At 49.3% G+C, this 27,000-nt stretch carries 30 protein-coding genes; 20 read left to right on the forward strand and 10 right to left on the reverse strand.

Annotated features, from left to right (window positions below; genetic code table 11):
* Positions 1 to 89: 89 nt before the first annotated feature.
* A complete protein-coding gene (locus H6F86_RS22970) occupies positions 90 to 755 on the reverse strand; it encodes a hypothetical protein (protein ID WP_190451606.1) in 666 nt (221 codons plus the stop codon).
* Between the two features lie 178 nt (positions 756 to 933).
* Between H6F86_RS22970 and dxs the strand changes: the two genes are divergently transcribed.
* Positions 934 to 2,838 carry a 1-deoxy-D-xylulose-5-phosphate synthase gene (gene dxs / locus H6F86_RS22975; protein ID WP_190451608.1) on the forward strand — a complete coding sequence of 635 codons (1,905 nt, stop codon included), beginning with the start codon at positions 934 to 936 and terminating at the stop codon, positions 2,836 to 2,838.
* 397 nt (positions 2,839 to 3,235) lie between these two features.
* On the opposite strand, the gene H6F86_RS22980 is transcribed toward dxs, so the two are convergent.
* On the reverse strand, positions 3,236 to 3,844 hold the full coding sequence (locus tag H6F86_RS22980) for a transposase (protein ID WP_190451611.1): 609 nt from the start codon (positions 3,842 to 3,844) through the stop codon (positions 3,236 to 3,238).
* A 326-nt stretch (positions 3,845 to 4,170) separates the two neighbouring features.
* Between H6F86_RS22980 and H6F86_RS22985 the strand changes: the two genes are divergently transcribed.
* Together H6F86_RS22985 and H6F86_RS22990 are read left to right on the forward strand one after the other, a co-directional pair.
* The gene (locus H6F86_RS22985) at positions 4,171 to 4,401 is read left to right on the forward strand and encodes a hypothetical protein (RefSeq protein ID WP_190451613.1); all 231 of its coding nucleotides are present in this window, start codon (positions 4,171 to 4,173) and stop codon (positions 4,399 to 4,401) included.
* Positions 4,402 to 4,472: 71 nt separating this feature from the next.
* Positions 4,473 to 4,874, forward strand: a complete 402-nt coding sequence (locus tag H6F86_RS22990) for a hypothetical protein (RefSeq protein ID WP_190451615.1) — start codon at positions 4,473 to 4,475, stop codon at positions 4,872 to 4,874.
* 127 nt (positions 4,875 to 5,001) lie between these two features.
* On the opposite strand, the gene H6F86_RS22995 is transcribed toward H6F86_RS22990, so the two are convergent.
* Positions 5,002 to 5,349, reverse strand: coding sequence for a Uma2 family endonuclease (locus H6F86_RS22995; RefSeq protein WP_347240958.1), 348 nt, complete (start codon positions 5,347 to 5,349; stop codon positions 5,002 to 5,004).
* Between H6F86_RS22995 and H6F86_RS32395 the strand changes: the two genes are divergently transcribed.
* Both H6F86_RS32395 and H6F86_RS23000 read left to right on the forward strand, forming a co-directional pair.
* Entirely contained in the window at positions 5,259 to 5,702 is a 444-nt protein-coding gene (locus H6F86_RS32395) for a hypothetical protein (RefSeq protein WP_242033651.1), read from the forward strand. The two genes, H6F86_RS22995 and H6F86_RS32395, sit on opposite strands and share 91 nt — an antisense overlap.
* 161 nt (positions 5,703 to 5,863) lie before the next feature.
* Positions 5,864 to 6,574 (forward strand): hypothetical protein, encoded by a 711-nt coding sequence (locus H6F86_RS23000; protein ID WP_190451616.1) that lies wholly within the window; start codon positions 5,864 to 5,866, stop codon positions 6,572 to 6,574.
* A gap of 377 nt (positions 6,575 to 6,951) precedes the next feature.
* Here H6F86_RS23000 and H6F86_RS32400 read toward each other — a convergent pair whose 3' ends face one another.
* The 4 genes from H6F86_RS32400 to H6F86_RS23015 all read right to left on the reverse strand — a co-directional run bounded on the left by H6F86_RS32400 (position 6,952) and on the right by H6F86_RS23015 (position 10,231).
* Positions 6,952 to 7,230 (reverse strand): hypothetical protein, encoded by a 279-nt coding sequence (locus H6F86_RS32400; protein WP_242033636.1) that lies wholly within the window; start codon positions 7,228 to 7,230, stop codon positions 6,952 to 6,954.
* Positions 7,231 to 7,242: 12 nt separating this feature from the next.
* The gene (locus H6F86_RS32405; protein WP_242033637.1) at positions 7,243 to 7,431 is read right to left on the reverse strand and encodes a hypothetical protein; all 189 of its coding nucleotides are present in this window, start codon (positions 7,429 to 7,431) and stop codon (positions 7,243 to 7,245) included.
* A gap of 171 nt (positions 7,432 to 7,602) precedes the next feature.
* A complete protein-coding gene (gene glmS / locus H6F86_RS23010) occupies positions 7,603 to 9,516 on the reverse strand; it encodes a glutamine--fructose-6-phosphate transaminase (isomerizing) (RefSeq protein WP_190451619.1) in 1,914 nt (637 codons plus the stop codon).
* 202 nt (positions 9,517 to 9,718) lie between these two features.
* A complete protein-coding gene (locus H6F86_RS23015) occupies positions 9,719 to 10,231 on the reverse strand; it encodes a hypothetical protein (protein ID WP_190451621.1) in 513 nt (170 codons plus the stop codon).
* Between the two features lie 393 nt (positions 10,232 to 10,624).
* On the opposite strand from H6F86_RS23015, the gene H6F86_RS32410 reads away from it, so the two are divergent.
* Genes H6F86_RS32410 through H6F86_RS23030 form a run of 3 tightly spaced genes read left to right on the forward strand, consistent with a single transcriptional unit; the run spans position 10,625 to position 14,318 of the window.
* Complete coding sequence (locus H6F86_RS32410; protein WP_190451623.1) at positions 10,625 to 12,670, forward strand: StlD/DarB family beta-ketosynthase; 2,046 nt, start codon at positions 10,625 to 10,627, stop codon at positions 12,668 to 12,670.
* 35 nt (positions 12,671 to 12,705) lie between these two features.
* Entirely contained in the window at positions 12,706 to 13,323 is a 618-nt protein-coding gene (locus tag H6F86_RS23025; protein ID WP_190451625.1) for a DUF922 domain-containing Zn-dependent protease, read from the forward strand.
* 41 nt (positions 13,324 to 13,364) lie between these two features.
* Complete coding sequence (locus H6F86_RS23030) at positions 13,365 to 14,318, forward strand: hypothetical protein (protein WP_206756075.1); 954 nt, start codon at positions 13,365 to 13,367, stop codon at positions 14,316 to 14,318.
* Positions 14,319 to 14,561: 243 nt separating this feature from the next.
* On the opposite strand, the gene H6F86_RS23035 is transcribed toward H6F86_RS23030, so the two are convergent.
* Complete coding sequence (locus H6F86_RS23035) at positions 14,562 to 14,972, reverse strand: Uma2 family endonuclease (RefSeq protein ID WP_190451627.1); 411 nt, start codon at positions 14,970 to 14,972, stop codon at positions 14,562 to 14,564.
* Positions 14,973 to 15,039: 67 nt separating this feature from the next.
* Between H6F86_RS23035 and H6F86_RS23040 the strand changes: the two genes are divergently transcribed.
* Positions 15,040 to 18,450 (forward strand): glycoside hydrolase family 38 C-terminal domain-containing protein, encoded by a 3,411-nt coding sequence (locus H6F86_RS23040; RefSeq protein WP_190451629.1) that lies wholly within the window; start codon positions 15,040 to 15,042, stop codon positions 18,448 to 18,450.
* Positions 18,451 to 18,483: 33 nt separating this feature from the next.
* On the opposite strand, the gene psbN is transcribed toward H6F86_RS23040, so the two are convergent.
* Positions 18,484 to 18,615, reverse strand: a complete 132-nt coding sequence (gene psbN / locus H6F86_RS23045; protein ID WP_106254766.1) for a photosystem II reaction center protein PsbN — start codon at positions 18,613 to 18,615, stop codon at positions 18,484 to 18,486.
* Positions 18,616 to 18,697: 82 nt separating this feature from the next.
* On the opposite strand from psbN, the gene psbH reads away from it, so the two are divergent.
* The 10 genes from psbH to H6F86_RS23095 all read left to right on the forward strand — a co-directional run bounded on the left by psbH (position 18,698) and on the right by H6F86_RS23095 (position 25,272).
* Positions 18,698 to 18,901, forward strand: coding sequence for a photosystem II reaction center protein PsbH (psbH, locus tag H6F86_RS23050; RefSeq protein WP_190451631.1), 204 nt, complete (start codon positions 18,698 to 18,700; stop codon positions 18,899 to 18,901).
* 224 nt (positions 18,902 to 19,125) lie between these two features.
* Positions 19,126 to 19,548: a TatA/E family twin arginine-targeting protein translocase gene (locus tag H6F86_RS33220; RefSeq protein WP_190451634.1), complete on the forward strand. Its 423-nt coding sequence runs from the start codon at positions 19,126 to 19,128 to the stop codon at positions 19,546 to 19,548.
* A 33-nt stretch (positions 19,549 to 19,581) separates the two neighbouring features.
* On the forward strand, positions 19,582 to 20,214 hold the full coding sequence (gene pth / locus H6F86_RS23060) for an aminoacyl-tRNA hydrolase (protein ID WP_190451636.1): 633 nt from the start codon (positions 19,582 to 19,584) through the stop codon (positions 20,212 to 20,214).
* A gap of 126 nt (positions 20,215 to 20,340) precedes the next feature.
* Complete coding sequence (locus tag H6F86_RS23065) at positions 20,341 to 20,664, forward strand: hypothetical protein (RefSeq protein ID WP_190451638.1); 324 nt, start codon at positions 20,341 to 20,343, stop codon at positions 20,662 to 20,664.
* 63 nt (positions 20,665 to 20,727) lie between these two features.
* The gene (locus H6F86_RS23070) at positions 20,728 to 20,991 is read left to right on the forward strand and encodes a DUF3146 family protein (RefSeq protein ID WP_190451640.1); all 264 of its coding nucleotides are present in this window, start codon (positions 20,728 to 20,730) and stop codon (positions 20,989 to 20,991) included.
* 172 nt (positions 20,992 to 21,163) lie between these two features.
* Positions 21,164 to 21,688, forward strand: a complete 525-nt coding sequence (locus H6F86_RS23075) for an SRPBCC family protein (RefSeq protein ID WP_190451643.1) — start codon at positions 21,164 to 21,166, stop codon at positions 21,686 to 21,688.
* A gap of 108 nt (positions 21,689 to 21,796) precedes the next feature.
* Positions 21,797 to 22,867 carry an Mrp/NBP35 family ATP-binding protein gene (locus tag H6F86_RS23080; RefSeq protein ID WP_190451645.1) on the forward strand — a complete coding sequence of 357 codons (1,071 nt, stop codon included), beginning with the start codon at positions 21,797 to 21,799 and terminating at the stop codon, positions 22,865 to 22,867.
* 63 nt (positions 22,868 to 22,930) lie between these two features.
* On the forward strand, positions 22,931 to 24,208 hold the full coding sequence (rodA, locus tag H6F86_RS23085; RefSeq protein WP_190451647.1) for a rod shape-determining protein RodA: 1,278 nt from the start codon (positions 22,931 to 22,933) through the stop codon (positions 24,206 to 24,208).
* 120 nt (positions 24,209 to 24,328) lie between these two features.
* Entirely contained in the window at positions 24,329 to 24,526 is a 198-nt protein-coding gene (locus H6F86_RS23090) for an NAD(P)H dehydrogenase subunit NdhS (RefSeq protein ID WP_190451652.1), read from the forward strand.
* Positions 24,527 to 24,603: 77 nt separating this feature from the next.
* Positions 24,604 to 25,272 carry an HAS-barrel domain-containing protein gene (locus tag H6F86_RS23095; RefSeq protein ID WP_190451654.1) on the forward strand — a complete coding sequence of 223 codons (669 nt, stop codon included), beginning with the start codon at positions 24,604 to 24,606 and terminating at the stop codon, positions 25,270 to 25,272.
* A gap of 51 nt (positions 25,273 to 25,323) precedes the next feature.
* Here H6F86_RS23095 and H6F86_RS23100 read toward each other — a convergent pair whose 3' ends face one another.
* Positions 25,324 to 25,926 carry a pentapeptide repeat-containing protein gene (locus tag H6F86_RS23100; protein ID WP_190451657.1) on the reverse strand — a complete coding sequence of 201 codons (603 nt, stop codon included), beginning with the start codon at positions 25,924 to 25,926 and terminating at the stop codon, positions 25,324 to 25,326.
* 333 nt (positions 25,927 to 26,259) lie between these two features.
* Here H6F86_RS23100 and H6F86_RS23105 point away from each other — a divergent pair, with 333 nt between their 5' ends.
* A complete protein-coding gene (locus H6F86_RS23105; protein ID WP_190451658.1) occupies positions 26,260 to 26,697 on the forward strand; it encodes a DUF4168 domain-containing protein in 438 nt (145 codons plus the stop codon).
* Positions 26,698 to 27,000: the final 303 nt, after the last annotated feature.

Genomic DNA, 27,000 nt, shown 5'->3' on the forward strand with positions numbered 1-27,000 from the left:
AGAGTCTGGGGAATGAGAACGTTTCTGCTAAACAAAAATGGGTCTGAGGTAGTCTCAAACCCATTGCTTATTAGGCACTTAAAGCTGACTTAGTACAGTTGAGGGATCGGCTGGGCTGGGGTCGTTGTTGCAGGAGCCGTAGGCGCTGGGCTAGTCACTTCCGGCGCTGGACTTGTCTGTAGTGGCGTTTCAGTTTGGAGTGGGGTAACGCTCACACCACCTGACGGCGTAAACGGCAAGAATGTTGGGTCAACCTCGCGTGGGAAATAGCTGGCATCTACACAAGAGTCTAGGGCTTGTGTTGGCGGAACTTTGGCAGCTCTGTTCACCCCGACCACGCAATCAGAATAGCGCTTCGGCAGCAAACTACGTCGGCAGCTATCGAGTACCTCAGCCGCAGTGCTATCGGTGACTTCACGCCGAATATCAACCACGCAAGTCGCCATTTCTCTCGGTCGCCGGACTTGGCGGCAGGCATTGAGGGCATCAGCGGCAGCAAAGGTGTTTCCGCTCAGTTGGCTGACACAGCTCGCTAAATCGCGTGGGGCAAAAGCTCTAGAACAAGCAGACGCAGCTTCTTCGGTCGTAATCTTGGCACCGAGGAGGTCTGATGTGCAGCGATCGTAGTCGTTGGCGGCGATCGCCGGTGCTGGCAGCACGATCGCGAGCAGACCTGCTGCAACGCTAAGGCTGGCAAGGGTGCTAACGAATGAAACACCAGACTGAGGCGTGGGCTGATGGATTTGAGCGTTCACAGATTCAGGGGTGAAAGGTGATCGTTTGCATCATAACAAGCTTTCTAGCCCTGGTTCAAACCCCTGTCTAAGAGCCAACTAACCGAAGATTACAATTCTGTTATCAACTTCACTAACCCGAATCTACTACAGTGATAAAGGTATACGAACCCGTTAGCAGTCGAAAGGATACCCCGGTATGCACCTGAGTGAATTAACTCACCCCAACCAGTTGCACGGTTTGTCGATTTATCAGCTTCAGCAAATTGCTCGCCAGCTTCGTGAGAAGCATCTGCAAACCATTGCTGCCAGTGGTGGGCATTTGGGTCCTGGTTTAGGTGTAGTCGAGTTAACATTGGCACTCTATCAAACCCTGGATCTCGATCGCGACAAAGTGACCTGGGACGTGGGGCACCAGGCATACCCTCACAAACTCCTGACTGGGCGCTATGCCCGCTTTCACACGCTGCGGCAGAAAGATGGCGTTGCGGGCTATCTCAAGCGCTCTGAAAGCAAATTTGACCATTTTGGCGCAGGTCATGCGTCTACCAGCATCTCTTCAGCGCTGGGTATGGCGTTGGCGCGCGATCGCAAAGGCGAAACCCATAAAGTCGTTGCGGTCATTGGCGATGGCGCGCTGACAGGCGGCATGGCGCTAGAGGCAATCAACCACGCAGGACATTTGCCTAAGACGAACCTGTTGGTGGTACTTAATGATAACGAGATGTCCATTTCGCCCAATGTTGGTGCGATTCCCCGCTACCTCAACAAAATGCGGCTCAGTGCACCCGTGCAGTTCATTTCAGAAAATCTGGAAGAGCAGTTCAAGCAATTACCGTTTGTCGGCGAATCTCTGGCACCGGAACTGGAGCGTGTCAAAGAAAGCATGAAGCGGCTGGCAGTGCCCAAAGTCGGTGCTGTGTTTGAAGAACTGGGTTTCACCTATATGGGACCGATCGACGGTCACAATTTGCAAGAGCTGATTACCACCTTTCAGCAAGCGCATAAGCATACGGGTCCAGTGCTCGTCCACGTTGTCACCACTAAGGGCAAAGGCTACGAGATTGCCGAGAAAGATCAGGTTGGCTATCATGCTCAATCGCCGTTTAATCTCGCCACTGGGAAAGCGGCTCCCTCTAGCAAGCCCAAGCCACCTGGTTACTCAAAGGTGTTTGGTGACACGCTCACTAAACTTGCTGAGAACAACCCCAAAATCATTGGCATTACGGCTGCAATGGCAACGGGTACGGGACTCGATATTTTGCAGAAGCAACTGCCTGAGCAATACATCGACGTAGGCATTGCCGAACAGCACGCCGTGACGCTAGCAGCCGGACTCGCGTGTGAAGGGATGCGTCCTGTTGTGACGATTTACTCCACCTTCTTGCAGCGTGGGTTTGACCAGATTGTTCATGATGTCTGCATTCAAGACTTGCCTGTCTTTTTCTGCATTGATCGCGCAGGCATTGTGGGTGCGGATGGACCTACCCATCAAGGTATGTACGACATTGCCTATCTCCGCTGCATTCCCAACATGGTGCTGATGGCTCCTAAAGATGAAGCTGAACTTCAGCGCATGATTGTGACAGGCATTGACCATACGGGACCGATCGCCCTCCGCTACCCACGTGGCAATGGCTACGGCGCTCCACTAATGGAAGAAGGCTGGGAACCACTGCCGATCGGCAAAGGCGAAATTATCCGTAATGGTGATGATGTGCTGCTGGTTGGCTATGGCTCGATGGTTTACCCTTCGATGCAGGTTGCCGAAATTCTCAGCGAACATGGCATTGAAGCGACGGTGATTAACGCCCGCTTTGCCAAACCGTTGGACACTGAACTGATTCTGCCCCTGGCACAAAGCATTGGTCGTGTTGTGACCCTTGAAGAGGGCTGTTTGCCTGGAGGCTTTGGGTCTGCGATCGCCGAAGCCCTGTTGGATGCCGATATTGCTGTACCGCTCACCCGCATTGGCATTCCTGACAAACTGGTTGATCACGCTACGCCAGAGGAATCGAAAGCAGACTTGGGCTTAACGCCACCCCAAATGGCAGACCGCATTTTGAAGCTGTTTAGCAAACAACCATTGACGGTTGGTGTGTAAACAACGATCGACTGCTGCCTAAAACTTCCTTGAATCGCTGCCTAAACTAAGGTCGCGATCGCTTTGCTTTGGCGGCGTTTAAACGGTTCATGCCCTTTGGACTGGCTAGGAAACTGTGCGGTTTGGCTGGTATGGCACACAGGTTAAGGGATTGGTCATCTGTAGGGGCAGGGTTTGCCCATGCTTAATGCATCAAGCCGTTCAATCTTAACCAAACCTGCCCTCATGGAACCGAACCGGGCAGGTTTTGTCGTTGCTTGTCGGGCTAACCGTGAATGATTCGCTAAACCTGCTCTATCACGCTACGTAACTTCGGGAGAATGGGCAGGTTTCGTTGCTTGTTGGGCTAACCGTGAATGGTTCGCTAAACCTGCCCCTACCACCCTATCTGCCTCTACTATTTGGGTGGGCAATCTGGATGCAATTGATCGTCCTGCCACGATCGAGGGTTACTGTGAATGTATTGCCGCAGACGTTGTAAAGACGTTTCGTCGCGAACAATATGTTCATAATAATTGCGTTGCCAAACAGCAACCCCAGTTACTTGCCGACGTTGGTTGATGCAACGGGCAGAAAATGTTTTGAACCCACGAATAATTTCGGGAATGCCATGACGGTTAGTCGTTAACGCCGCATTGGTAGGGGCAGGTTTTGTTTCAGATTTTTCGGTTCTCGTCGGTTGGTTATCTGCTAAACCTGCCCCTACGGGGGGCTCGTTTAAAGCCAAAATGCCGTGAACATGATTGGGCATCACCACGAAGGCATCCAACTGCAAATGTGAATGGTATTTTGGCAAACTCATCCAATGCGATCGCGCAACCTGCCCAAAGTCGTTCAATTGCATTTCACCCTCCACAATTTCACCCAACAAACATTGCCGCTGATGTGTACAGATAGTGATGAAATACAGTCCGGCTGATGCGTAATCATACCCCTGCAACCGAATCGTTCGCCTTTGGCGACGCTTTGCGTCTCGACGATGATGTTTCTCCGGGTCGTATTTCATGCAAAGCTGCTCCTGACAACGCACCTGTTGATAGAGTTCCCGTAGGTGGCATGGCTGTGCGTCTCCATCGTAGGAATACCAAACAAATTACAGATGCCTGTAGGGGCGAGTTTTGCCTAAGAATTAACGCGAAGCTGATTATGTATTGTCCAAACCCACCCCTACGACTGAACTGCGTTGCCGTTACCAAGGCAGAAGTAATCGTCACGATCGATCAAGCAATCGTTACCATCGCATAAGCTGTCGTTACCTCCACACAAGTAATTGTTACCACTGCACAAGCTATCGTTACTTCTGCACAAGTTATCGTTACCTCTACACAAGCGATGGTTAGGAATGATGAAGCTATCGTCACTAACGTTAAAGCTGTCGTTACTAACGCTGAAGTTGCCGTAAAGTTTGCGCGTGCGATCGCCAGACCAGAACGCATCACCAAGGCATTCTCCAAAGGCTTTCACCAAATTGCAACAACCCGGACAGGCTCATCCGTACACTACGTCAGCACAATCATTGACTGGCTTAAACAACTTCATGGAGAAAATACGCCTTTTCTGTGAGTTTCGCTGAACCGAAAGCTCGTGGTCATCAGCCATGCTGGTTTCATCCACTCTCATCAGGGCTTGCTTCTATGTCTCGCAAAAAACGTACTTCTCAGATGCTCGAAAAAGCGGAACTCCGCTCTGCTGGCTTGAAAGCCGTTGATCCAACGCTGGACTTTGGTGATACCCGCAGCATGGCTAACCTCACCACCCAGATCGAACAACTCCGCACCAAGATTGACGCTTATAACACGGCTCTCGCCATCATTGATTCCTCTAAAACAGAAATTGCAACTCTGGAGAAAAACCTGGGTGATTTAGCCGACCAGATGTTGATTGGCGTTGCCTTCAAATATGGCAAAAACAGCCCTGAATATGAAATGGCAGGCGGAGTCCGTAAGAGTGAGCGGATTCGCAGAAGCACCGCCAGCCGTTTGAAAGCCGGAGCAGAAGAGCCGTCTGCTAGCAGTGCTGGTGTGCAAGCGGTTTAGTGTTTGCTTCAAGCAAGGGCGATCGCAGCCTACTTAGCGCTTCAAAGTGAAAGGCACGATCGCCATTTTCAGAATCTTAATTACTGCTTCAATTTTTGCTGAACCACGGCTCTTGCCTCTGAGCGGTTCACAGCGATCGCAGCATTTCTCGTACAGCAATCACACAGTCTGGAAATGCTAACGGTGCAATCGTCAATTCTTCTGACAGAATTGCCTCGCTTTGATAACCATCAACACCTGGCACACGATAGATATGCAACTTGCGAGCCTTCACATCTAACACCCAATAGTCTGCAATACCCGACCGCGCATACGCTGAGGCTTTTACCTCACGGTCAAATTTGAGGGTTGCATCAGAAACCTCGATGAGCAGAAAAACCTCTGATGGAATGGGATGGTGATCCTCGTAGAACAGTTTATTTGGCTGTACAACTGCAACATCGGGTTCTGGCTCCGAATAATCATTCAGCCGCACTGGGTCTTGAAACCGCAGCAAAACGCGATCGCTTAGCTCCAGAGAGTTGTTCTAACTTAATTAAGACATCAGATCCTCAAGCATTTGTCTTACCTCTCACTAACACTGAGGCAAAAAGGTATGGCTTTGGTTCAGTAGGGTTAAAAGGCTTTTTATTCAAGCAGTTTGCTTTAATCGCAGCAGAGCAACCTGATCTATTTGAACAAATTCACCAAAATCCCTGTCGTTTTCAGGAAATTATTGATAAGACAACTCAACTTAAACTCAGTTTAAGTATGCCTGAATTACTAGAAATACCAAAATCAAGCAACCTGCGAAAAAGACAAACTAAAGATGAGTTTATCCCTTTGTAACTGCTAAAGGCTTGTAGGCAAAGATTGATAAAGACAGGAGTTGCTGGTTTGTAAACTCTTCAAGATTTGGAGCCGGACACCCTGAAAGCATTGAAGAAAGTTTGATTAGAGAGTGTCATGGGTAGACTAAAGGTAGCGACATCTCTAAAGCCAAACTGCAAATGCTTGTCAAGGATCTAGAAAAGAAGTTAAAGCTGTGGGGAGAATTTTGCCAAGAGTATGTGAATTCCGAAACTGGAATTCCATTGTTTGATTGTGACTCAAATTTAATAGTAAATACAAAAACACATGGTAAGAATTCTCGGCTTCTACTTAAGCGATCTATCCTAATGGAAAATTTTGTGATAGATGAAGTCAATAAAGTATTAATTGATTTTCAACAAGGAGAAGAAAAGTACGAGGGACTGATCTATATGATGTATTGGCTTAAAAATGAACAAGTCTTACCCTTATATATTGGAAAGTCAGAAAAGTATGGAAAGAAAGGTACAAATCTCTCAGCAAACATAGCAAATATATCTAGTAACAAAAGTTTCTTTTGCCGATGGGGTAACAACTATGCATATCACATTGGTGATCTAAGTGCGATAGTTTGTCCTGATCATCCAAGTTCTCAGCAAAATCCAAAGTATAGAAAATGGGCAAACTGCTTATTTAATTCTTACCCCTCAAATTATCCACAATTAAGAAAAGAAACATATTTCTGGATTCACGCTTGGGAAAAAGAAAAAATCGGGATTTGGAAAGAATATGGACATAGCCCCTTAACAGCTTTAGAGTATCATCTAATTTCAGTTGCAAGTGTTGCATTTCCTACCCTTCTCCTCAATGAAGAAGGAGTTAATCGAAAACAAATAGATGAAGATGGTTAATTATAGTAGTTGAGTTACTAAAGTTTTGTCGCTACAGATCTTTAAATCATAAAAAGCTTCCATTAAAGACTCAGTTCTCAGTCTGAAAGTGCTAATTTTTGGCTTTTGAATAGGAGACTTTGACTTCTGATCTCTAAGTTTGAGTTTTGGAAGTCAAATTTATGAATTCAGAACTTCAAGTTTGCATCTCTGAACTCAAAAATTTGATCTTTTAACTCAAAAATTTAACTTCCACACTAGAAAATTTGACCTTTTAACTCAAATTGAGAAGCTCAGAACTCAAAAATTTGACCTCAACAGTAAAACGATCTAGTTCCGAGCTTGAATGATGCATCTCCTTAGCCAAATAGCCAGCCTTTTTACGTGAGTCGTAGATCTCAAGCTCCGGCTGATGCACTTTGAGGTTTGGGCTTTCGGGGTTTCTTGACGAATCGTTGCCCCATTTCGCCTATGACAGAATCTAAACCAGAGCCTTGACCACTTGCCTTCGCGTAGTTATACACCTGCAACGCAGAAGCATAGGCTTCACTGCCAACTGCTAAACAGGTATCGTCTACCAATTCCTGTAGTTGCGTTAGCGCCACCACGATCGGATACATCGCCTCAAACAACTGCACATCCTTTCGCAGTTCCTCCAGGTCAAACGATCGCGGCAAAAAGTCTGGGTTCTACGTTGCCAACTCCAACGCCTTACTCACAAACGCTCGACTCTTATCACCCATTTTGGGTAGAGCCTTGCGATCGTCTGCGGTCAAATCGATCAAGAACTGTAGCTTTTCCTTAATGGTTACGATAGCTGCCATCACCGTTTCCCGATCTTTCGAGTTCAGCGTTGCACTAATTGGGGACATAGACATAGCATATTTCTCCTTGAGAGATTTACCAGCCTAGAGTGCCCAAGCGCAAATACACTCTCAACGCACCAAAATCATTTCAGGGGGAATCAAAGACACTTGTCATTGTCCAATCGTTTTACAAATTGTTTAACCGTTTTATGACTCCGCTGTTCTCTAAATACGCAAATCGGTTTACTCAACTGTCACCGACTTGGCGAGGTTACGAGGCTGGTCAACGTCCAAGCCTCTACGTGCAGCAATGTGATACGCCAGCAGTTGCAGGGGAATCACCGTGACGATCGGCGACAGCAGTTCATCCACATGAGGCACTGGAATCACCGTATCAAAAGTTTCGGCAGCTTCGTGTTCATCCATTGGCGTGACACCAATCAGACGGGCATCGCGGGCTTTTGCTTCCTGGGCATTAGAGAGCACTTTTTCAAAGACCGTCCCCGGCATCGCGATCGCTACTACAGGCACCTTTGCATCCAGCAACGCGATTGGTCCGTGCTTCATTTCGCCAGCCGGATAGCCTTCGGCATGGATGTAGCTGATCTCCTTCAGCTTGAGCGCACCTTCAAGGGCGATCGGAAAGTTAATGCCTCGTCCTAAAAAGATAAAGTCTTGCGTTTCGGCAAAGTCGTGCGCCAGTTGCTCAATATAGCGTTCCTGACTTTCCAGCACGGCTTCAATTTGTGCAGGTAGCTGCTGCAAACCTACTAGCAATTGTTCTAGCTGCGCAGGTGCAATGACTTGACGCTGCTGTGCTAGGTCGATCGCCAGACAATAAAACGCCATCAGTTGTGCGACAAACGTTTTCGTTGCCGCTACGCCAATCTCAATACCCGCGTGAGTATCAATAATATGAGGCACCAAATCCCCTAACGAACTTTCTGGACGGTTAGTAATGCCTAACAACCGTGCTTGAAACTCTGATGCATGACCCGATCGACGCTGCTTCTCCATTGCCAGTGCTGCCAGCGTGTCTGCTGTTTCGCCAGATTGCGTCACGCCGATAGTGAGGGTGTTTGGGGTCAGCGGCGAGGGTGCATAGCGAAACTCAGACGCATATTGTACCGATGTCGGCAGCTCTGCCAACTGCTCCAGCAGGTACTTCCCCACTAGCGCTGCGTGCCAACTGGTACCACACGCCACAATTTGAATCTGTTGCAAATCGGCATATAAATCAGCCGATAAATTCAGGCGAATTGGCGAATGACGGTGATCGGCGGCTGTCCAGTGACTATCAATATAGTTTTCCAGACACGATCGCACGACTCCCGGCTGCTCATAAATTTCCTTGAGCATAAAGTGTTTGAAGCCCTGCTTTTCCACCATTACAGGGTTCCAATTCAGCGTCCGAGGTGTTTTTTTGAGGCGCTGTCCCTCGAAGCTGTAGACTTCCACTCCTAGCGGAGTCATCCGTGCCAACTCACCGTTATCTAGAGTCAGCACTGCGCGGGTGTAGGGGACGATCGCAGGCGTATCCGAGGCACAATAAAACTCGCCCTGCCCAAAGCCAATAACGACGGGAGCCTGCTGCCGCGCCACGATCAATTCGTCAGGATAATCAGCCGAAATAACGGCGATCGCAAACGCGCCTTCTAACCGATTGACTACTTGCCGCACCGCTTCTAAAAAGGGCGACGGTTCGATCGAAACCAACGGGCTGGCTTCCATACTTTCCGCTTGCTGTAACACTTCAGCAATTAAATGCGGAATCACTTCTGTATCTGTATCCGAACGAAACTGGCAGCCTCGCTCTTTCAGTTCTTCTCGGAGTTCACGATAGTTCTCGATAATGCCGTTTTGAATCACCGCGATGCGCTTTGCAGTATCGGTGTGAGGATGGGCATTATATTCTTCAGGCTTGCCGTGGGTTGCCCAGCGGGTATGTGCAATGCCCACTCGCGCGGGATTATCTTCGCCAGCAAGCTTTGATTCCAGGTTGTGCAATTTGCCCTTAGCGCGGACGCAATGAATCTCGCCCTCCAGCACAGTGGCAATCCCAGCAGAATCGTAACCGCGATATTCCAGCTTACGCAGCCCTTCGAGCAAAATGCTGCTTGCTGCCTGAGTGCCAATATAGCCAACAATTCCGCACATTTGGCGTTGCTCCACCTGAACCTACATACCCGCCAATATACTCCGTTTTTTTAATCTCTAAGGAGAGTGGGGAGTGAGGGAGTAGGGAGTGGGGAGTGAGGGGAGAGGAGTGAGGGGGCAAGAGGATGATGAGGGGAGCGGCAGTCGATGAGGAAAGAGTTGCGTTTACCTCCTGCCCTCTGCCTCCTGTCTTCTGCCCTCCTCAGCAATCCCAGGCACCCGCATTATGGATGCCATACTCCGATCGGAGTGATTCCAGATCGCGATCGAGTACGGTCTCAGGATCGATCGCGGCATTAATTTTTTGGGGCAACGCTAGCCCTTGCTTGACTCCCTTCAGGTACAGTTGGCAGACCTGCACAGGGTTATGGTAGATGCCGCCCCACGCTTTGCCCTGGATGGACTGCCACAACAGCTCTAAAAACACCACGAAGCTTTGCGCGTAATAGTACCAGGGACGTTTCCAGGTAAGGGCAGTCAGCAAAAAGCCAATCAGTTGGAGTTCTTGTTCCAGCGCTGTGCTGTAGCCCGTTACTACGTGCATAATGTCGTGCCGCTGCATATCGCACCAGGGAATCCGCATAATGCCAACCTGGAGGTCTTGATTGCGCACAAAGTCGGGGTTCGCCTGGTAGTAACGTTCTAGCCCCTGCCGTAGCGTGAGGGACTGTTGCGGTAGGTGGGTAGATACATTGATAGAGCCGATCGCATCCATTGGGATTTTTACTAAAGCGTTGATTTTAGTCTTGCTCTAAATGTATGACTCAATGCTTAAGCTGGTGACAGTCAGCAGAAGTGTCACAAATTTTAGGTAAATTCTACGCGAAATTACTAGAGTCAACCTATCGACTTCAAGTTAAGTTAAATCATTTTTTAATCTGTAGAGCATACGTTTAAGGCTCTAGAGATAAATTTGTTTTTCTTAACTACATTTGGGGCATCTTTCCTACAAGTGGCTTGATGCATTGACTGCTAAAAAGTTCCGAAATGGTTAGAGCTGTCGATGATGTCATGGAGGAGTGTTTCAGGCTAGGAAGGTTAGCTTCTGAATCTTGAAATTAGGTTTTATTGCTCTCAAAAATCACCTTTTCACAATAAAGAGTCACATATGCACGGTGTATACATCAACAGCATCGGCAAGTTTTTGCCTGGAAATCCGATCGCCAATGACGAGATGGAAGACTATTTAGGAAAAGTGAATGGTCGCCCCTCAAAAGTCAAACATCGTATTCTCAAAAGTAACGGCATTCAGCAGCGCTATTACGCACTTGATCGTCAGCAACAAACCACATATAGCAATAGCCAAATGGCAGCAAGCGCCGTTCGTGATGCGTTAGCAAACGCTAATCTAGAGCCGAGTGCGATCGACCTTCTCTCTGCTGCCACCAGTTGGTCAGATTTGCTTGTTCCTGGCTTCGCCAGCATGGTACATGGCGAATTGGCGGAACTATCACCCCTCGAAATTAGTTCCAGCCAGGGCGTCTGTTGTGCGGGTGTGACGGCATTAAAATATGCAGCATCACAGGTAAAGCTAGGCGAAAAACGAGCCGCGATCGCTGTTGCCTCAGAGCTACCGTCACGACTGTTTAAACACACTCATTTTGAAGCTGAAGCAAGCGTCAAAGCGGGAAAATCACTCGGTTTTGATACCGAATTTCTCCGCTGGATGCTGTCTGACGGTGCCGGTGCTTTTCTCGTTCAAAATCATCCTAATGCTTCAGGCATTAGTTTAAAAATTGAATGGATTGAGTTGATTTCTCATGCCAATGCCTATCCTGTTTGTATGTATGCTGGCACAGAAGATGACAGCGCACAAAAAAGTTGGATGGACTATCCTTCCTACCTGCAAGCTGCTGAAGCAGGAGCCATCAATCTTCGTCAAAATATTCGACTTTTAGATAATGTGATCAAGCTTGGCGTCGAAGGTTGGCTCAAGTTAATTGAACTGGGTCGCGTGCAGCCTGATGACATTGATTGGTTGCTGTGTCATTATTCATCCCACTTCTTTCGGGGACAAATTGTGGAACTGCTGGAGAAAGCAGGCTGCATGATTCCTGAAGACAAATGGTTTACCAATCTCTACACACGCGGCAATACAGGCTGCGCGTCCATCTACTTAATGCTGGAGGAATTATTCCACTCTGGCAATCTACAACCGGGGCAAAAGATCTTCTGCTTCGTGCCAGAAAGCGGACGGTTTACAACGGCGTATATGATGCTGAGCGTAGTGGGGAGCCAAGAGGCAGAAGGCAGAAGGCAGGAGGCAGAAGCGAAGGAAGCAGGGGAGGCAGAGGGAGCAGAATTGATTCGCAACTTGCAACGCTTTAACGCCTCTGCACAAAGCCTTAATCAAAACTCTTCACCCCAATCCCCAACTCCTATGCTTCAACCTTCCAATGACCTAACTCAAAACTTAGAACTTTCTGGCAACGCGGCGCAAAACGCTACTCAGAACTCTCTCCCACTCCCCACTCCCCACTCTCCACTCCCTACTCCTGAAGAACCCATTTCTGCCTACCTGCTACGTCAACTTGCCCTCGTCTGGTTAGAGTTTGAGCGTGAGATTCGTTCCGTTCCCATTGTGCGTAAACTGCATCGCGGTGAGTTTACGGTGGATGACTATAAGGCGATGCTGCGAAATTTGCGTCCGCAGGTAGTAGAAGGGGCGCGGTGGATTGCCCGTGCTGCATCGAATATGACGGACTTTCGGCTGCGATCGACCTTCATTGGTCATGCCCAGGATGAACACCGCGATTACCAGATGCTAGAAAGCAACTACGTGTCGATCGGTGGTGCGCTGGAGGAAATTGTGAATGCGGAGAAGAACATTGGTAGTGAGGCACTGTCAGCGTTTATCTTCCACCAGGCATCACGCGAAAATCCCGTTGACCTGCTGGGAAGCATGTTTATTATTGAGGGCTTGGGCAACAATCTGGCGGGACAATGGGCAGCAAAAATTCAGCAAACGCTGGGGCTAAAAGATGAACAAGTGTCGTTTTTGGGCTATCACAGCGCGAATGACGAAGCACATTTGGGCAAGCTGAATGAGTTGATTAACGCCGAATGGATGACTACAGAGATTGCTCAGCGAATTGTAAAAACCGCTCAGGTAACAGCGCGACTTTACTTGCTGCAATTGGAGGAGATTCGGTGATGGCAACTACGCCTTAGTAAACATGAGGACTGAGTATGAACCGAAGCCCCAACCTTTTGAAGCAAATTTTAGTGGCTATCGTGAGTTGTTTGGCGGTGATCCTGATCCACTCGATCGCTCCGATTCAAGCTCAGTCCCAACCCGTTGTTGCAGTCAAAACTGTTTACTATCCAATTAAGGGCGCAACGGCTGGACAACTGCGCCAACAAATGAACCGGTTGGGACCCATTAGCCAAACATCAGGGCAGCGCTTTGATGCGCGTACCGATTGGTATGTGCGCTGGAACTATCAATATTTAAATCAGGCAAATAGCTGCCAATTAACTGCGATTCGAGTCAGAGCCGATGTCTCGGTTACCCTGCCACAGTGGAAGCAACCCGCTAACGCTGCGAAAGGCTTGGTCAATCGCTGGAACCAGTACATTAAAGCACTGCGCCTTCACGAAGATGGGCATAAAGACAATGGCATTGCCACTAGCCAAGAGATTCTACAGCTGCTAAAACGGTTTCCGGCAAAAAGCTCATGCTCAGAGCTGGGGGTTGCTGCAAATAAGGCAGCTCAAGGCATCATCAGCCAGTACAACCAGCGTGACCTCGACTACGATCGCAAAACCCAACACGGTGTCACTCAGGGTGCCGTCTTTTCAGGCTGAGCAATCTTCTGCTTCACTTCACTATTTAATTCACAAGAAATATGGACGTTGTTTCTGCTTCCACTCAAGCGCCAATTCAAGCGCCGATCGAGCCCTTGCCACTACAATCTGACCTGAATCCTTATCTACCCGAACCGCACGATCGCCGCAATCCTAACGCCTGGGATGCACTATATGTTGATCAGGCGATTCCGGTAGACCTGATTGCGAAGGGCTACATGATCCGGGATTTAAGAAACTGGACGCGTAGCTACCTATTATTGCCGATCGCTTTTATTGCGAATGTGCTCCTGGCAATCATTATGACGGTGAAGCGGCTGTTGCCCTTCCAGTTCAGCAACTACACGCTGATGCATCGATCGGCGGCCTGGTTTCTCAACACGTTTGCGTCGCCCGAAGCCTGCTACCTGATTGTGCGGCACATCTGCCTCGGCTCCAATATCGTCAATTTCCTGATTGATAACGGTCCTGATCCGACGATCGAAAAATCTAAACTTTACCCCAGCACCATCAACGATCTGGCAGAGAATGCGTTTCTGGAACACGATCTCATTCTGTATAACTTCGTGCTGGACTACAGCAAGGCACAGCGCGAAAATCCTCACTGGATACAGCAGGTGCGGGAACGAGGGCTGAGTTTTGACAGCATCAAACCGGTGCAGGTAAACATTGATTTCACGAAGCGTCGATGGCTACGTATTTTAGATCTAGAGTCGTCGATCGAGCTTTTCAAGGTCTTCTATTCGCTCTGCCTCACTAGTGACGAATTTGAACGGGCAGTGCTGTCCCTCGAATTTGACGAAAACTTTGGTTGCTATGTCAGTGCGCTGACAGGTGACTATAACTGGAACCACGTCATCACGAACCGCCATCCACTCGCTCCCGAAAGTTCGTTTAGTTCTGCCCGCAACCTGATGCTGCACGGCATCATTTCAGAGTATCTGCATCGCTATCTGGAGTTGCGAAAGGAAATGGCAGTGAGCGGTAAGGGTTAAAGGCTAAAGGCTGAAGGCTAAAGGCTAAAGGGTTGAGAGTTAAAGGATGAAGGCTAAAGTTGGGACAGGAATTAGTAACGACATTGGCTAGGCAAATAATTCTTTAACCGGGATGCTAAAGCCTTGCAGGATAGTTTGAGTGCTCACGGTTTCGGCTTCGGTGAAAATTAAAGACTTATCGGCTGTGAGAATAATGACGATCGCATTCTTAAGGAACAGTAACTAAACTTCCTAACAGCCCGATCATAAATACTCCCGCGCCTTGCTGAACAACACTTCTGCCTTGTTATCTGGTGAAGCAATTTCTCCAGCCAGGGGATAAGTCTGAGGAAAAATATTTGGCTGCCCATACTGCTCAAGCAGTTCAACCGTCAGATAAGCGACATCAAGACGGCGCTTCTGCGTCTCTGTAAGACAAGGAACTTCTGTATAGGCTTTCCCTCCTTGCCCACTAGTGCGAACATAGCTTCTCCATTCACCTACAAGGGTTGCCTGCGCCGCACCATGTTTGATTGTCATGCCTGTTTTCTCGATTAACTCCCCATCAACTTCTTCCATGCCCTCTAGCACTTCATCGTAGCGATCGAGCGGTAAAGCTGAAGCATCAAAGTCTTCATCCTCGACGGCGTTAGAGATTGTCAGAGTTGTCACCATGTTCTAGACCTGCATCGCTGAACTCTGTACACCTATTATGTAAGGTGCAGTCAGTGAACGAACGATCGTGGTAAGCCATCCCATTTCCGCTTCAGTAGATGCCCTTTCGGAAGCCATTACGCGGCTCCGCAGTCTGACTCAAACCAGCATTCAGACAGGTTGGCGTTACTGCGATGAGGATCTGTCGATCGCTCAGGCAACCCAGCCCGAAACCTGGCAGAGTTGGTCGATCGCGCCCCTTAATGAAAAAGACCACCTTGCCTGGACAAAGGGCAACCGGGCGCGCTGGTTTGGGCAAGTCATCACGGTGCCCCAAGACTTGCAGGGTTATCCGCTGACAGGTTTAACTCTGCGCGTCGCTGCTACCTGGTGGGCAACCAATGCTCAACTTTTTGTCAATGGCACGTTCGTGCAGGAAGGCGATCTGTTTGATGTCAGTACTCGGTTGCTCCTCAGTAACGCCATTGCACCCGGAGATACATTTGCGATCGCCATTCGCCTAATCAGTCCCGGTCATGACGATGGCGCACTCGTGCGATCAGTCTGTCACTACGAATCCTCCAGCGACGCTCCCGAACCCAGCTTCATCGCCGACGAACTAGACGTACTCCGCCTCTATCTCCAAACCTTCGCGCCCGAAGAACTCCCCCTCCTCACCGAAGCCATCACCGCGATCGACTGGTCAATCCTTTCCTCTCCCCCTGCATCCTCCCTCCGCAAACTCTTCGATCAAGCTCTGGCAACCTTACGCGATCGCCTCCTCCCCCTCTCTCCCTTCATCAAACAGCGTCGCATCCGTCTCCTCGGACATGCTCACCTCGACATGGCGTGGCTCTGGACCGTTGCCGAAACCTGGAACGCTGCGGAGCGTACCTTCGAGTCAGCCTTGAACCTGCAAAAAGACTTTCCCGAACTGATCTTCTGCCACTCCACGCCTGCACTGTACGAATGGATTGAGCAAAACCGTCCCGCGTTGTTCAAGCAGATCCGAGAGGCGATCGCAACCGGATGGTGGGAACCCGTGGGCGGACTGTGGATCGAGCCAGAGCTAAACATCATCAGTGGCGAGTCAATGGTGCGGCACGTGCTGTACGGGCAACGCTACTTTCAGGAGAAATTTGGCAGCATCAACCGCATGGCATGGCTACCCGATAGCTTTGGCTTCACCTGGCAGCTACCACAGATCCTCAAGCAAGGTGGCATCGATTACTTCGTCACTCAAAAACTGCGCTGGAACGACACCACGAAATTCCCCTACGAAGTTTTCCAGTGGCAAGCTCCCGATGGCACCGAGATCTTCAGCCTGATGTCAGCGTCGATCGGCGAAGGCATCGACCCAATCAAAATGGCAACCTACGCCTGCGACTGGGAAGCTAAAACAGGCATTCCTGATGTCCTCTGGCTCCCCGGAGTCGGCGATCATGGTGGTGGTCCCACCCGCGATATGCTCGAAATCGCCCGCCGCTGGCAGCGATCGCCCTTCTTCCCTCAGCTAGAATTCTCCACCGCCCTCGACTATCTGCAAGACCTCGAAGCAAATTTTAAGTCTGATGCAGCCAAAGGCTCAACGACTGAAGATCAACGCTCGATCGCCCAAGCACAGCTAGTCGTGAATGAGCCTTCAACAATCGTCAACGAGTCTTTAACTGCTCCTAACGAAACTCAGAACTCAAAACTTTCCTCTTTTTCTCCTCCCCTTGCCCCTCACCCCTCTCATCTTCCTCTCTGGGACTCCGACCTCTACCTCGAATTCCATCGTGGCTGCCACACTACCCACGCCGATCAGAAGCACTTCAACCGTCATTCTGAAGAGTTGCTGTATCAAGCTGAACTGTGGGCATCGCTGGCAACCATCAGCGCAAGCGTGAACTATCCCAAAAGGGATTTAGAAACTGCCTGGAAAAAAGTGCTGTTTAATCAGTTTCACGATATTCTCCCTGGCTCATCCATTACAGAAGTATTCGACGACGCGAATCAGGCTTGGGAAGAAGCGACAAAGCTTGGTCAGGAAATTAAGCAGCACTCGCTCGCTACGATCGCCCAACAAATTGCCCTTCCACCGCCACCGCATCCAGATGCGAAAGCGATCGTGGTCTTTAATCCGCTGAACTGGGAGCGATCGCATGTTATTGGAGTTGATATCTGTTTATCATCTGGTGATCCAGATAGCTGGCGAATTTTTGATTTAGAGGGACAAATCATTACAGCCCAGCGTTTTTACTCTCTAGATAGAGGGCTTTGCGGCATTTCCTTTTTTGCAGAGCAGATTCCAGCAGTTGGCTACCGTACTTACTGGCTCTGCCCTTACGAATCAACTACAGAAACGATCGAATCGCATTCATTCGTCCTAGAAAATGAGTTTTTGAGAGTCATCGTTGATTCAAAGACGGGAGATTTAGCCAGCATCTTTGATAAAATCCATCAACGCGAAGTACTTAACGGCCTAGGTAATGAACTGCAAGCATTCGAGGATAAAGGACAATATTGGGATGCCTGGAACATTGACCCTAAGTATGCTCAATATCCTTTACCATCTGCAACTCTGCTAACAATTGAATCATCACAGAAACCTTTTCAGAGAAAAAATGACTACGTTCAAAATGCCCTTGAAAAATACATTTATATTGAACGCAAAATTGGGGCATCCATCTTTAAGCAATTTTATGTTTTGCAGCAAGATTCACCCAATTTGGAAATCCGCACGTTTGTTGATTGGCAAGAGCGCCATGTTGTCGTGAAAGCTGCTTTTCCATTGAATCTAGAAACAGATTACGCGACGTATGAAATTCCTTGTGGGGCGATTGAGCGGACGACGAAGCCGGAGAGCGAGCGCGAAAAAGCGCAGTGGGAAGTCCCTGCGATGCATTGGGCAGATCTAAGCGACGGTAATTATGGTGTGAGCTTACTCAACGACTGTAAGCATGGCTATGACGCGAAACCTGATCAACTACGACTCACCTTACTGCGTGGCTCCGAATGGCCCGATCCAGAGGCAGACAAAGGACGGCACTCGTTTACCTATGCCCTCTACCCCCACGCAGGCGACTGGAAAGCCGCTCAAACCGTCAAGCATGGCTATGAGTTAAATATGCCGCTCATTGCACAGGTCATTGCTGCTAGCGGAGACGATCGCCCTAAAACCTTGCCACCGACCGCTTCCCTTCTAGATCTGGGAGCCGAGAATCTCGTGTTGATGGCATTCAAGCAGTCAGAAGATGCGCCAGATGAGTGGATCTTGCGCTGCTACGAGTGTCATGGCGAACCAGCACAGCTTACATTCCAGAGTGACCTGGATTTAGCGCTAGAGCAGCCTGTAGATTTGTTAGAGCGACCAACGACTGCCCAAACAACTCAGGGGCAAACCGCTACAGTTCACCCCTGGAAAATTGCCAGCTTCAAAGTAAAGCGGTCAGCTACTAGCGGTCAGGTTTCAGCGCAGCCTTCAGCACAAGACCAAAGCGATCGCGTCACTGACTGAAAGCTGACCGCTGACAGCTGATGGCTGCAAGCTCTAATCTTCGTGATCTTCAAACGGATCATCTAATGCCTTCGATGGTGGTCCAAACGCCGTGTAGATGGCATATGCCGTCAAGCCGACCAACGTCGCGCAGATCGAAATATTAAGAGCTGTTGCGGGTTCCATATGCGAGAAATATTATGAGTGCGTTGCCATATAATGTTACAAACAATATATATGTTCTGTCGAGCTAAACATTAGGTGACTCATGGCACAGCGGACTCGGTTGGGAGACGTTCTTAAACCCCTGAACTCTGAATACGGTAAGGTTGTTCCCGGTTGGGGCACCACAACCTTGATGGGTGTTTTTATGATCCTCTTTTTGGTATTCCTGCTCATCATCTTGCAGATTTACAACTCTTCGCTTCTGCTAAATGATGTAGATGTCGATTGGACAAGTCTGGGCGGTTAGGTGCGCTCGGCTTCACAATGCGAATGACGATTCGACTTCCCGGCTTGACCGGGATTTTTTTATGGCGATTTAGACTGAGTTGCGTTCAACTAAGTAGCACAAAGGACTGAGGACGATAGACTAGACTGCGTAGGTGATACGTTATAACGTGACTCCTATAAATTCATAGTCATGCTTTAGGGTTTGCGTTCTTAGTCCAGCAAGCATTTGCAGGAGGCAATACAGTGAATATTTTCGGGATTGGGTTGCCAGAAATGGCAGTAATTATGGTTTTGGCGCTGCTTGTGTTTGGACCCAAGAAACTGCCAGAGATCGGTCGCAGCGTTGGTAAAGCGATTCGTGGCTTCCAGGACGCATCCAAAGAATTTGAGGCAGAGTTTAAGCGCGAAGCCGAACAAATCGAGCAAGCGGTGAAAGCTCCTATGGAAGCGATGCTGGAAATGCCCTCTCAGCCAACCTTGTCTCCCGCACCTGACACGACTTCGGCTTCTGATGCTCCCACGACCTCTGAACCAGATCCCCAACCAGATCCCGAAGCTGATACTACTGGGGTTGCTGAAACTGTGGCTGAACCTACCGAAGCTGACTCTATTGCGGCTGAATCTAAGCCTACTGAAGCTGCCGTTCCAACTGAAGTTGCTAGCTAGGTCTAGCTCGATTGACCTGCTTGGATAAGACCAATGACAGAGGTAACCACTGCACAACCCGTTATCCCTCAATTGATTGTTGGGCTGGGCAACCCAGGTGCAAAGTACGATCGCACCCGCCATAACATTGGCTTTGAGGCGATCGACACATTGGCAAAGGTTTGGCAGATTAGTTTGTCAGAAAACCGTAAATTTCAAGGGTTCTTTGGTGAGGGTGTGGCAGCGGGACGAGTCAAGATCCGCTTACTGAAGCCCACTACTTACATGAATAACTCTGGGCAGGCGATTCGCGCTGTCACTGACTGGTACAAACTGCCGCCTGAGTCTGTACTGGTGATCTATGACGATATGGATCTACCTGTTGGGAAGCTACGACTACGCCTTTCTGGTTCGGCAGGCGGACAGAATGGGATGAAATCGGCGATCGCCCACCTCGGCACACAAACCTTTCCACGCTTACGCATTGGCATTGGTAGCGCTAAGAACGGCGATGTAGCAGGTGACGCAGTTTCTCACGTATTGGGTCGGTTTTCAGCGCGAGAAGCTGAGGTGATGACAGAAGTTTTACACCTTGTTGTGGGCGCTGTCGAACTCAGCCTCAAGCAAGGGGTGGACAAAGCAATGAGCCTTTACAATAATCGGACGATCACACAGACTACTTCATGAGTAGCTTAGTATTACAACCTGAAAGCTTGAACCAGTGAGCTCCGACGAGCTTGAAGCAAGGCAGTGTCCTCGCCGCTTGAGCAAAATAAGCTAAGATTCCATGCAATCGTCTAAAGAAGTATGTCTATGACCGGACAGTCATCCTCAGACAACCAGCAACTCCTAACCACACTTGTGCAGGCAACTGCTGAACTGGCTCAGTTAAACAAGCAGCAAGCGCAAAAGCTCGGCACCTTTGACGCAAAACTTGATACCTTTGACGCGAAAATTGAAGCCATTGCAGACCAGATTGGCAAACTCACGGAATCTATGACTGCTTTTCGCCTAGATCTTGATGACATTAAAGAGACCACTCGACAGCAAGCTGAGACCGCAAAAGCCCAAGCTGAGACCGCAAAAGCTCAAGCTGAAAGCGTTTCGCAGTTGATTGCGTTGTTGGGAACGAAATGAGATTGTGCCATCAAGCTCGATCGCACTCTGCAAAAATGTACTTCTTAATCAACACATACGATCGTGGGTTCTCGTCGCTTACCTGAAACTATTGCTTATGTTCGCGTTCTCCGTCAGTCCTGGCAGCAGGGTGTACTGGAAGGTGAGGTGATTGCAAACCAATTTGAGTGGCAGTTTCAATGGTGCTTTCAACGTGGTGAACTGTCTGTAGAGCCATCGCTGGGTCGGGCGCTGATTAAAGAACCCTTGGGACGCTTTCTAGAGCAACGCGATTACCAGTTAGAACCCGGTGCCGATTACTCGTTTACTATTCGAGCTGATGTGTAACATTTTTAACTGTTCAGGTACTTTGGCATCGGGTAAGTTGCTGTTCTAGCATGGGGATATCTGAGTTTGCCTTAGGGCAGTAGACTTGAGATAATCCGTAGACGGATGTGAGCGGCTTAACAAGTGGTGTATCGGTAGTTTGTGTCAGCCTTGCGGTAGGAGCGATCGCGCCATGTTTGGCTTTGCGCCTAAGTTTATTCGTTATAAGAAACGCCGCTTTCAGTGTTCTTTAGCAAGAACCTATCAAGCTTTGAGTTCAGCATCGGTTGATGATCTGTGGCAGAAAATTGTTGATCTGACTGATGTGTCCTGGCATCCTATTATCGCCAGCACGAACGTTCCCAATGGGCTAGTAGCAAAACCAGGCTTGATCTACCAGGCAGTGACACGGTTGAGTCCGATCCCCATCCAAATCTTTGTGGAGCGCGTACGACCGGGAGAACTGTTCAGCGTGCGTATTCTTGTGATGCCAGGGTTGGAAGAACAGGTTACCTATCAGGTCAAGTCTACTGTTTGCGGCACTCGTGTCTCTTATTCGGTCACGCTTCGAGGTTGGCTATCACCGTTGCTCTGGTCACTCATGCGCCCTTATGCCGCGCGGGTTGCGTCTGACTTGGTACAAGCGGCGGAACAAAAAGCATTGCAAGCGGTGTCTGGAAAGCTGAAACGATCGAATCAAAGTTGTCTCGATTTCTAGGTCTTCATTTCTAGGTCATCTATCGTACTTCAGCCAGTGTGCGATCGCTTAACGGTAAACTTATGACAGACAGCCGCCCGCTTTTTCGCACTGGAGCCAGGGTCAACCATGCCCAATCGCCTCGATACTAGTTCTGTTTTAGAAGTACTCAAACCGGTGCAAGACCCTGAACTCAACAAGAGTTTGGTGGACTTAAATATGATCCGCAACGTGGCGATCGCTGATGGTAACGTACGTTTTACGCTGGTACTCACCACACCTGCCTGCCCACTACGCCAATTTATTGTCGATGAATGCGAACGTGCAGTCAAAACACTGCCAGAAGTCAAAACTGTCAGCGTAGACGTGACGGCTGAAACCCCCTCGCAAAAAGCATTGCCCGATCGTGCTGGCATTGATGGTGTCAAGAACATCTTGGCGATTTCAAGCGGCAAAGGTGGCGTGGGCAAAAGCACCGTTGCTGTTAACGTTGCGGTAGCGCTGGCGCAAACTGGCGCTAAGGTCGGTTTGATCGATGCAGACATCTACGGTCCGAATGCACCGATGATGCTGGGTTTGGAAGGTGCCAAAATCACGGTGCGACAGTCAGGGGCGCAAGAGGTGCTAGAGCCTGCTTTTAACCACGGCGTTAAACTGGTGTCGATGGGCTTTTTGATTGACAAAGATCAGCCTGTGATCTGGCGTGGACCCATGCTAAATGGAGTGATTCGTCAGTTTCTTTACCAAGTGCAGTGGGGCGATCTGGATTATCTGATTGTGGATATGCCACCGGGTACAGGCGATGCCCAGTTGACACTAGCGCAGGCAGTACCGATGGCAGGAGTAGTTATTGTCACAACGCCTCAAAGCGTTGCGTTGTTAGACTCCCGTCGTGGCTTGAAGATGTTTCAGCAGCTTGGTGTTCCAGTGCTGGGTATTGTCGAAAATATGAGCTACTTCATTCCGCCTGATATGCCAGAGAAACAGTACGACATTTTTGGCTCGGCTGGCGGCGAAAAAACAGCAGCTGAGCTACAGGTGCCGCTACTTGGCTGCATCCCGCTAGAAATTTCGCTCCGAGAAGGGGGCGATCGCGGTATCCCAATTGTTCTGGCAGCACCCGAGTCGGCTTCGGCAAAGGCTCTAACGGCGATCGCACAGCGACTTGCCGGGAGAGTTTCGGTAGCAGCGTTAGCGTAGAAAAGCAAAAACCAGGAGTCAGAATTAACTCAAGGACTCCTTACTCGTCACACTCCCTCAACTATGTTGCAAAAGTCCTTCAGTCGCATTCGTTGGAAGTCTCTGGTGCAGCCCTGGCAGCATACTGATTGGCTGCTTTTCGCGCTGCCTGGGGGCTTGACAGCATTTGGGGGTGTGATGATTCGCAGCACCGAGTTAAACCAGGGCTGGACGGATTGGTATCAGCATTGGATTATTGGCGCGATCGGCTTTGTGATCGCGCTGGTGATTGCGCGAGTACGCTACGACACCTTGATGGCATCCCGCTGGATTATTTATGGGGTGACCAATCTTTCTCTGCTGATCGTTATTTTTCTCGGTACGTCTGCGTTGGGGGCGCAACGCTGGATCACGATCGGGGGCTTTAATGTTCAGCCGTCAGAATTCGCTAAACTAGGGATTATTGTAACGCTGGCAGCTATTTTGAGCGATCGGGCTGCCTCGACGCTGCCTGTGCTAGTGCGGACATTAGCCATTACTGCCGTACCGTGGGCACTAGTGTTTGTCCAGCCCGATTTAGGTACTTCGCTGGTCTTCGGTGCCATCACGTTAGGCGTACTTTACTGGGGCAATGCAAATCCAGGTTGGTTGCTGTTGTTGATATCGCCGCTTGTTTCCGCTATCTTATTTAACCTGATCTCGCTTTCGCCCTGGTTTGTTGGGTTAGTGGCAATCTGGGTTGTGTTAATGGCTGTCGTTGCATGGTACACGTTACCGTGGCATCGGTTTGGGGCGGCTGGGGCGCTGGTCGTAAACCTGGTTGCTGGTGAACTGGGTCATATTGCCTGGGGCATTCTGAAGGATTATCAGAAAGACCGGATTATACTGTTTCTCGATCCTGATAAAGATCCTTTGGGTGGCGGCTATCACTTGATCCAGTCGCGCATTGCGATCGGTGCTGGCGAACTATGGGGACGAGGGCTGACAAAAGGAACGCAAACGCAACTGAACTTCATCCCAGAGCAGCATACAGATTTTATCTTTTCGGCGATCGGCGAGGAACTGGGCTTTGTTGGCTGTTTCCTGGTCTTGCTGGCATTCTGGGTTATCTGCCTGAGAATTATCATCATTGCCCAAAATGCGCGCGATGACTTTGGCTCTCTGCTGGCGATCGGCGTTTTGTCAATGCTGGTCTTTCAAGTCGTTGTCAACGTAAGCATGACGATTGGGCTGGCGCCTGTTACAGGCATTCCCCTACCGTGGCTTAGCTATGGGCGGTCTGCTTTACTGACAAACTTCATCGCGATCGGGCTAGTGCAGTCCGTTGCAAACTTCCGTCAACGTCTTAACTTTAGAGATTGAGCTAAAACGAATAAAGTGGAAAGTATAAAGGCTAAAGTATGAAGGATAAGTAAAGGATTTTAGCCTTTAGCTTTCCGCCCCTATACTTTCATCTGTCACCCCACTACAACACCAGAAGCTATGATTTTGCCCGGTTCAGCCGTTAAGGTCATCAATCCCGAAGACACTTACTATGCCTTTCAAGGCTTGGTTCAGCGTGTTAGCGACGGTAAAGCAGCCGTACTGTTTGAGGGCGGCAACTGGGATAAGCTGGTCACTTTTCGCCTTAAAGAGTTGGAAGAAGTGGATGTTACCGCTGGCAAGAAAAAAGGAAAGTGAGGGAATAAAAGTTTTGAGTTTTGAGTTATGAATTAAAGACAACTCAAAACTTAGCACTTAAAACTCATAACTCTGCTATGCGTCTTCCCCTGCCTCAATTTGCTGCTCAGAATCGTCCGTCGAGTCATATTGCGGAAGTCATTGAAACGGCGACGACCGAGTTTCTGGCGCAATGTTTGGAGCCAGAGAACTTGAGTTTTCCGGTGATGCCACCCTTTGGCAGTTGGGTGAAATCGATCGACGAAGAATCGGGTAACCAGATCTATGCCGTGGTTTATCACGCCACTACCAGCCCAATCGATTCCGTTCATCGGGCGCGAGCCTTAGGGCTATCGCTCCAAGATCTGCGCGAACAGCAGCCTCAAATCTTCGCTATGCTGAAGACAGAGTTCCGGGCAGCGATCGTTGGGTTTCAGGCACCTGTCGCAGCTAGAAATGGCGGTGCTGCTGAGACTGCCCGCGTGTATCAGCACTTGCCGCCGCGCCCACCCCAAATTCATCAAGCGGTTCACGTTTGCGAAGTAGCCGAGATTTTGCACTTTAGCGAAACGTTAGATTTTTTGCGTACGCTCTTGCAAATGCCCAGTGCACCTGTGGATGCGTTGGCGGCTGCAACAATCCGCGAAATCTACCAACTGCGGCAGGCAGACCGCGCCTGGCTGGTGCAAGCGGGGCGATCGCTCAGTTTGCTGTTGAAAGATGACTACGATCGACTGCGGATTATCCTGAGTCAAATTCACATTTGAACCACACGTTTAAAGCCACATATTGAAACGTGACCTTTTACTGCCTTAGTACTACTGGGTGTTGAAGTCTAGAATCGGTTCCTTCTTTTTGGGTTGTCGCCCCTCTTGCAACAGTCGTTCTGGCAGCAGTGTGCCAGTCAGCGTAGTGTTCAGAAGGTTGGCTCCATAAAGTTCCACTTGCCTTAAATCGACATCGCTCAGGTTTGCTCCTTCAAGGTCGGCGAACAAGAGATTTGACTGCTTCAGCGTTGCATTCTGTAAGTCAGTCTTGATGAGGCTCCCGCCACTTAGATTTGCCCTGTTTAAATTGGCACTAACCAAGTTGGCATGGGTCAAGTTGCTCAAACTCAAATCTGTCTGCTCCAGCGTTGCTGCTGTCAGATTGCTCCCCTGAAGGTTTGCCTCACTCAAATTTGCCGCGCTCAGGTTCGCCGCTTGTAGGTTCGCTTCCTGCAAATCTGCCCCAATCAGACGTGCCCCTCGGAGGTCACAACTTGGGCAATGCTTTGTTACTAGCAGCCAGCCCACCAGAATTTCTCGCCGATACAGTAGCAGTAAGCCACAGACGCTTAGGACAAACACTAGTACTAAGCACTTTGACTTCATCACACTGAACCGCTTACTGCCTTCATAATTTACGCAATGTAAACTCATTTACGCTTATCCTTACTCTTCTCCTTGCGGAGGAAGGGTGTTTAGACCTTTCCGATTCGCTCCTGCTCCTATTGGAAGAGAGCCAGGGTATGACTTGCTTCCAATAGAGTGGCAATCTGTACAGGTATTAAAAGTCTCATATTGCGTTACTTCACACTGGCATCCTCTGTCTTGGTACCCAGGGTGATTACAGTCTAAGCCGCCAATGTCATATGAAATTGCAGGCGATCGCACCCAGAGAGAAATTATGCCAACAGGATGGATCAAGCGTCCTAAACGCGCTAGGTTAAAGCCAGCGATCGTCTGCTTGTGTCTGCCTTTACGTACTGTGCCATGCTCTTACTGCTCCGTTGTGCCCGACACCTCTTACTGTGTTCGTTGACCATTCTTATTGTCTGTTTTGTCGCCTACCCATCCGCTGTCTTAGCAGCAGACGCACCAATCCCGCTAGATTCTGCAACAGCGGCACCAGCGCTACCAAGCCGTTCTGTTGCTGATCCCAGCAGCATTCCGTCGGAGAAGGTCAGCGAGTTTGTCCATGCATGTCTACAGGTTGTTGCTCTGATCGAACGTCGTGAGGGAGAGTTACAAGGAGCCGAAACTGAAACAGAGTCGCTGCGTGTAGAGCAAGAAATCGAAGCTGAAGCTTTAGCCATCATCGAGAAAGGGGGGTTGACACGTCAGGAATACTTGCAACTGTTGGGCTTGGCGAACACCGATCCCGAATTTGGCGAACGCATTGCGGTGCAGCTTCAGGAAGCGACAAGTTAGGGAATGAGGAGTGAGGGCTAACCAGTGGCTCTGTCTTGCCGATGGTAGGTAACAGCTCGTTTTACTCCGCATCCTCTAAGAGTAAATCTTAGGGACAGGCTTGCCGGAAGAATGTTGAGTGCTTCAATAAGAAAAAGCATAGCGAATGGCTTAAAGGTTGCTTAATTGCTCTTAGAAACTGTTTGTAAACGTATGTGAAGTAGAAGACAACTACGGTCACAAAGGCGCGATACCAGAAGAGTGACATCTACATGGCTTGAGGATATGAGTCAGCCTTACTACGACAGTGACCTGACCGATGAG

This window comes from Phormidium sp. FACHB-592 (assembly GCF_014695795.1).
GTDB lineage: Bacteria > Cyanobacteriota > Cyanobacteriia > Leptolyngbyales > Leptolyngbyaceae > Stenomitos.

Coding starts and splice junctions, on each gene's coding strand:
- H6F86_RS23100 (WP_190451657.1), bottom strand. CDS start 25,926: ATGAGTTTACATTGCGTAAATTATGAAGGCAGTAAGCGGTTCAGTGTG.
- psbH (WP_190451631.1), top strand. CDS start 18,698: ATGGCACAGCGGACTCGGTTGGGAGACGTTCTTAAACCCCTGAACTCT.
- H6F86_RS22985 (WP_190451613.1), top strand. CDS start 4,171: ATGGTTAGGAATGATGAAGCTATCGTCACTAACGTTAAAGCTGTCGTT.
- H6F86_RS22990 (WP_190451615.1), top strand. CDS start 4,473: ATGTCTCGCAAAAAACGTACTTCTCAGATGCTCGAAAAAGCGGAACTC.
- H6F86_RS23080 (WP_190451645.1), top strand. CDS start 21,797: ATGCCCAATCGCCTCGATACTAGTTCTGTTTTAGAAGTACTCAAACCG.
- rodA (WP_190451647.1), top strand. CDS start 22,931: ATGTTGCAAAAGTCCTTCAGTCGCATTCGTTGGAAGTCTCTGGTGCAG.
- H6F86_RS23015 (WP_190451621.1), bottom strand. CDS start 10,231: ATGGATGCGATCGGCTCTATCAATGTATCTACCCACCTACCGCAACAG.
- H6F86_RS32395 (WP_242033651.1), top strand. CDS start 5,259: ATGGAATGGGATGGTGATCCTCGTAGAACAGTTTATTTGGCTGTACAA.
- glmS (WP_190451619.1), bottom strand. CDS start 9,516: ATGTGCGGAATTGTTGGCTATATTGGCACTCAGGCAGCAAGCAGCATT.
- H6F86_RS23000 (WP_190451616.1), top strand. CDS start 5,864: ATGCTTGTCAAGGATCTAGAAAAGAAGTTAAAGCTGTGGGGAGAATTT.
- H6F86_RS32410 (WP_190451623.1), top strand. CDS start 10,625: ATGCACGGTGTATACATCAACAGCATCGGCAAGTTTTTGCCTGGAAAT.
- H6F86_RS23095 (WP_190451654.1), top strand. CDS start 24,604: ATGCGTCTTCCCCTGCCTCAATTTGCTGCTCAGAATCGTCCGTCGAGT.
- dxs (WP_190451608.1), top strand. CDS start 934: ATGCACCTGAGTGAATTAACTCACCCCAACCAGTTGCACGGTTTGTCG.
- H6F86_RS23105 (WP_190451658.1), top strand. CDS start 26,260: ATGCTCTTACTGCTCCGTTGTGCCCGACACCTCTTACTGTGTTCGTTG.
- pth (WP_190451636.1), top strand. CDS start 19,582: ATGACAGAGGTAACCACTGCACAACCCGTTATCCCTCAATTGATTGTT.
- H6F86_RS23065 (WP_190451638.1), top strand. CDS start 20,341: ATGACCGGACAGTCATCCTCAGACAACCAGCAACTCCTAACCACACTT.
- H6F86_RS32405 (WP_242033637.1), bottom strand. CDS start 7,431: ATGTCTATGTCCCCAATTAGTGCAACGCTGAACTCGAAAGATCGGGAA.
- H6F86_RS23025 (WP_190451625.1), top strand. CDS start 12,706: ATGAACCGAAGCCCCAACCTTTTGAAGCAAATTTTAGTGGCTATCGTG.
- H6F86_RS23030 (WP_206756075.1), top strand. CDS start 13,365: ATGGACGTTGTTTCTGCTTCCACTCAAGCGCCAATTCAAGCGCCGATC.
- H6F86_RS23090 (WP_190451652.1), top strand. CDS start 24,329: ATGATTTTGCCCGGTTCAGCCGTTAAGGTCATCAATCCCGAAGACACT.
- H6F86_RS22980 (WP_190451611.1), bottom strand. CDS start 3,844: ATGAAATACGACCCGGAGAAACATCATCGTCGAGACGCAAAGCGTCGC.
- H6F86_RS23075 (WP_190451643.1), top strand. CDS start 21,164: ATGTTTGGCTTTGCGCCTAAGTTTATTCGTTATAAGAAACGCCGCTTT.
- psbN (WP_106254766.1), bottom strand. CDS start 18,615: ATGGAACCCGCAACAGCTCTTAATATTTCGATCTGCGCGACGTTGGTC.
- H6F86_RS23035 (WP_190451627.1), bottom strand. CDS start 14,972: ATGGTGACAACTCTGACAATCTCTAACGCCGTCGAGGATGAAGACTTT.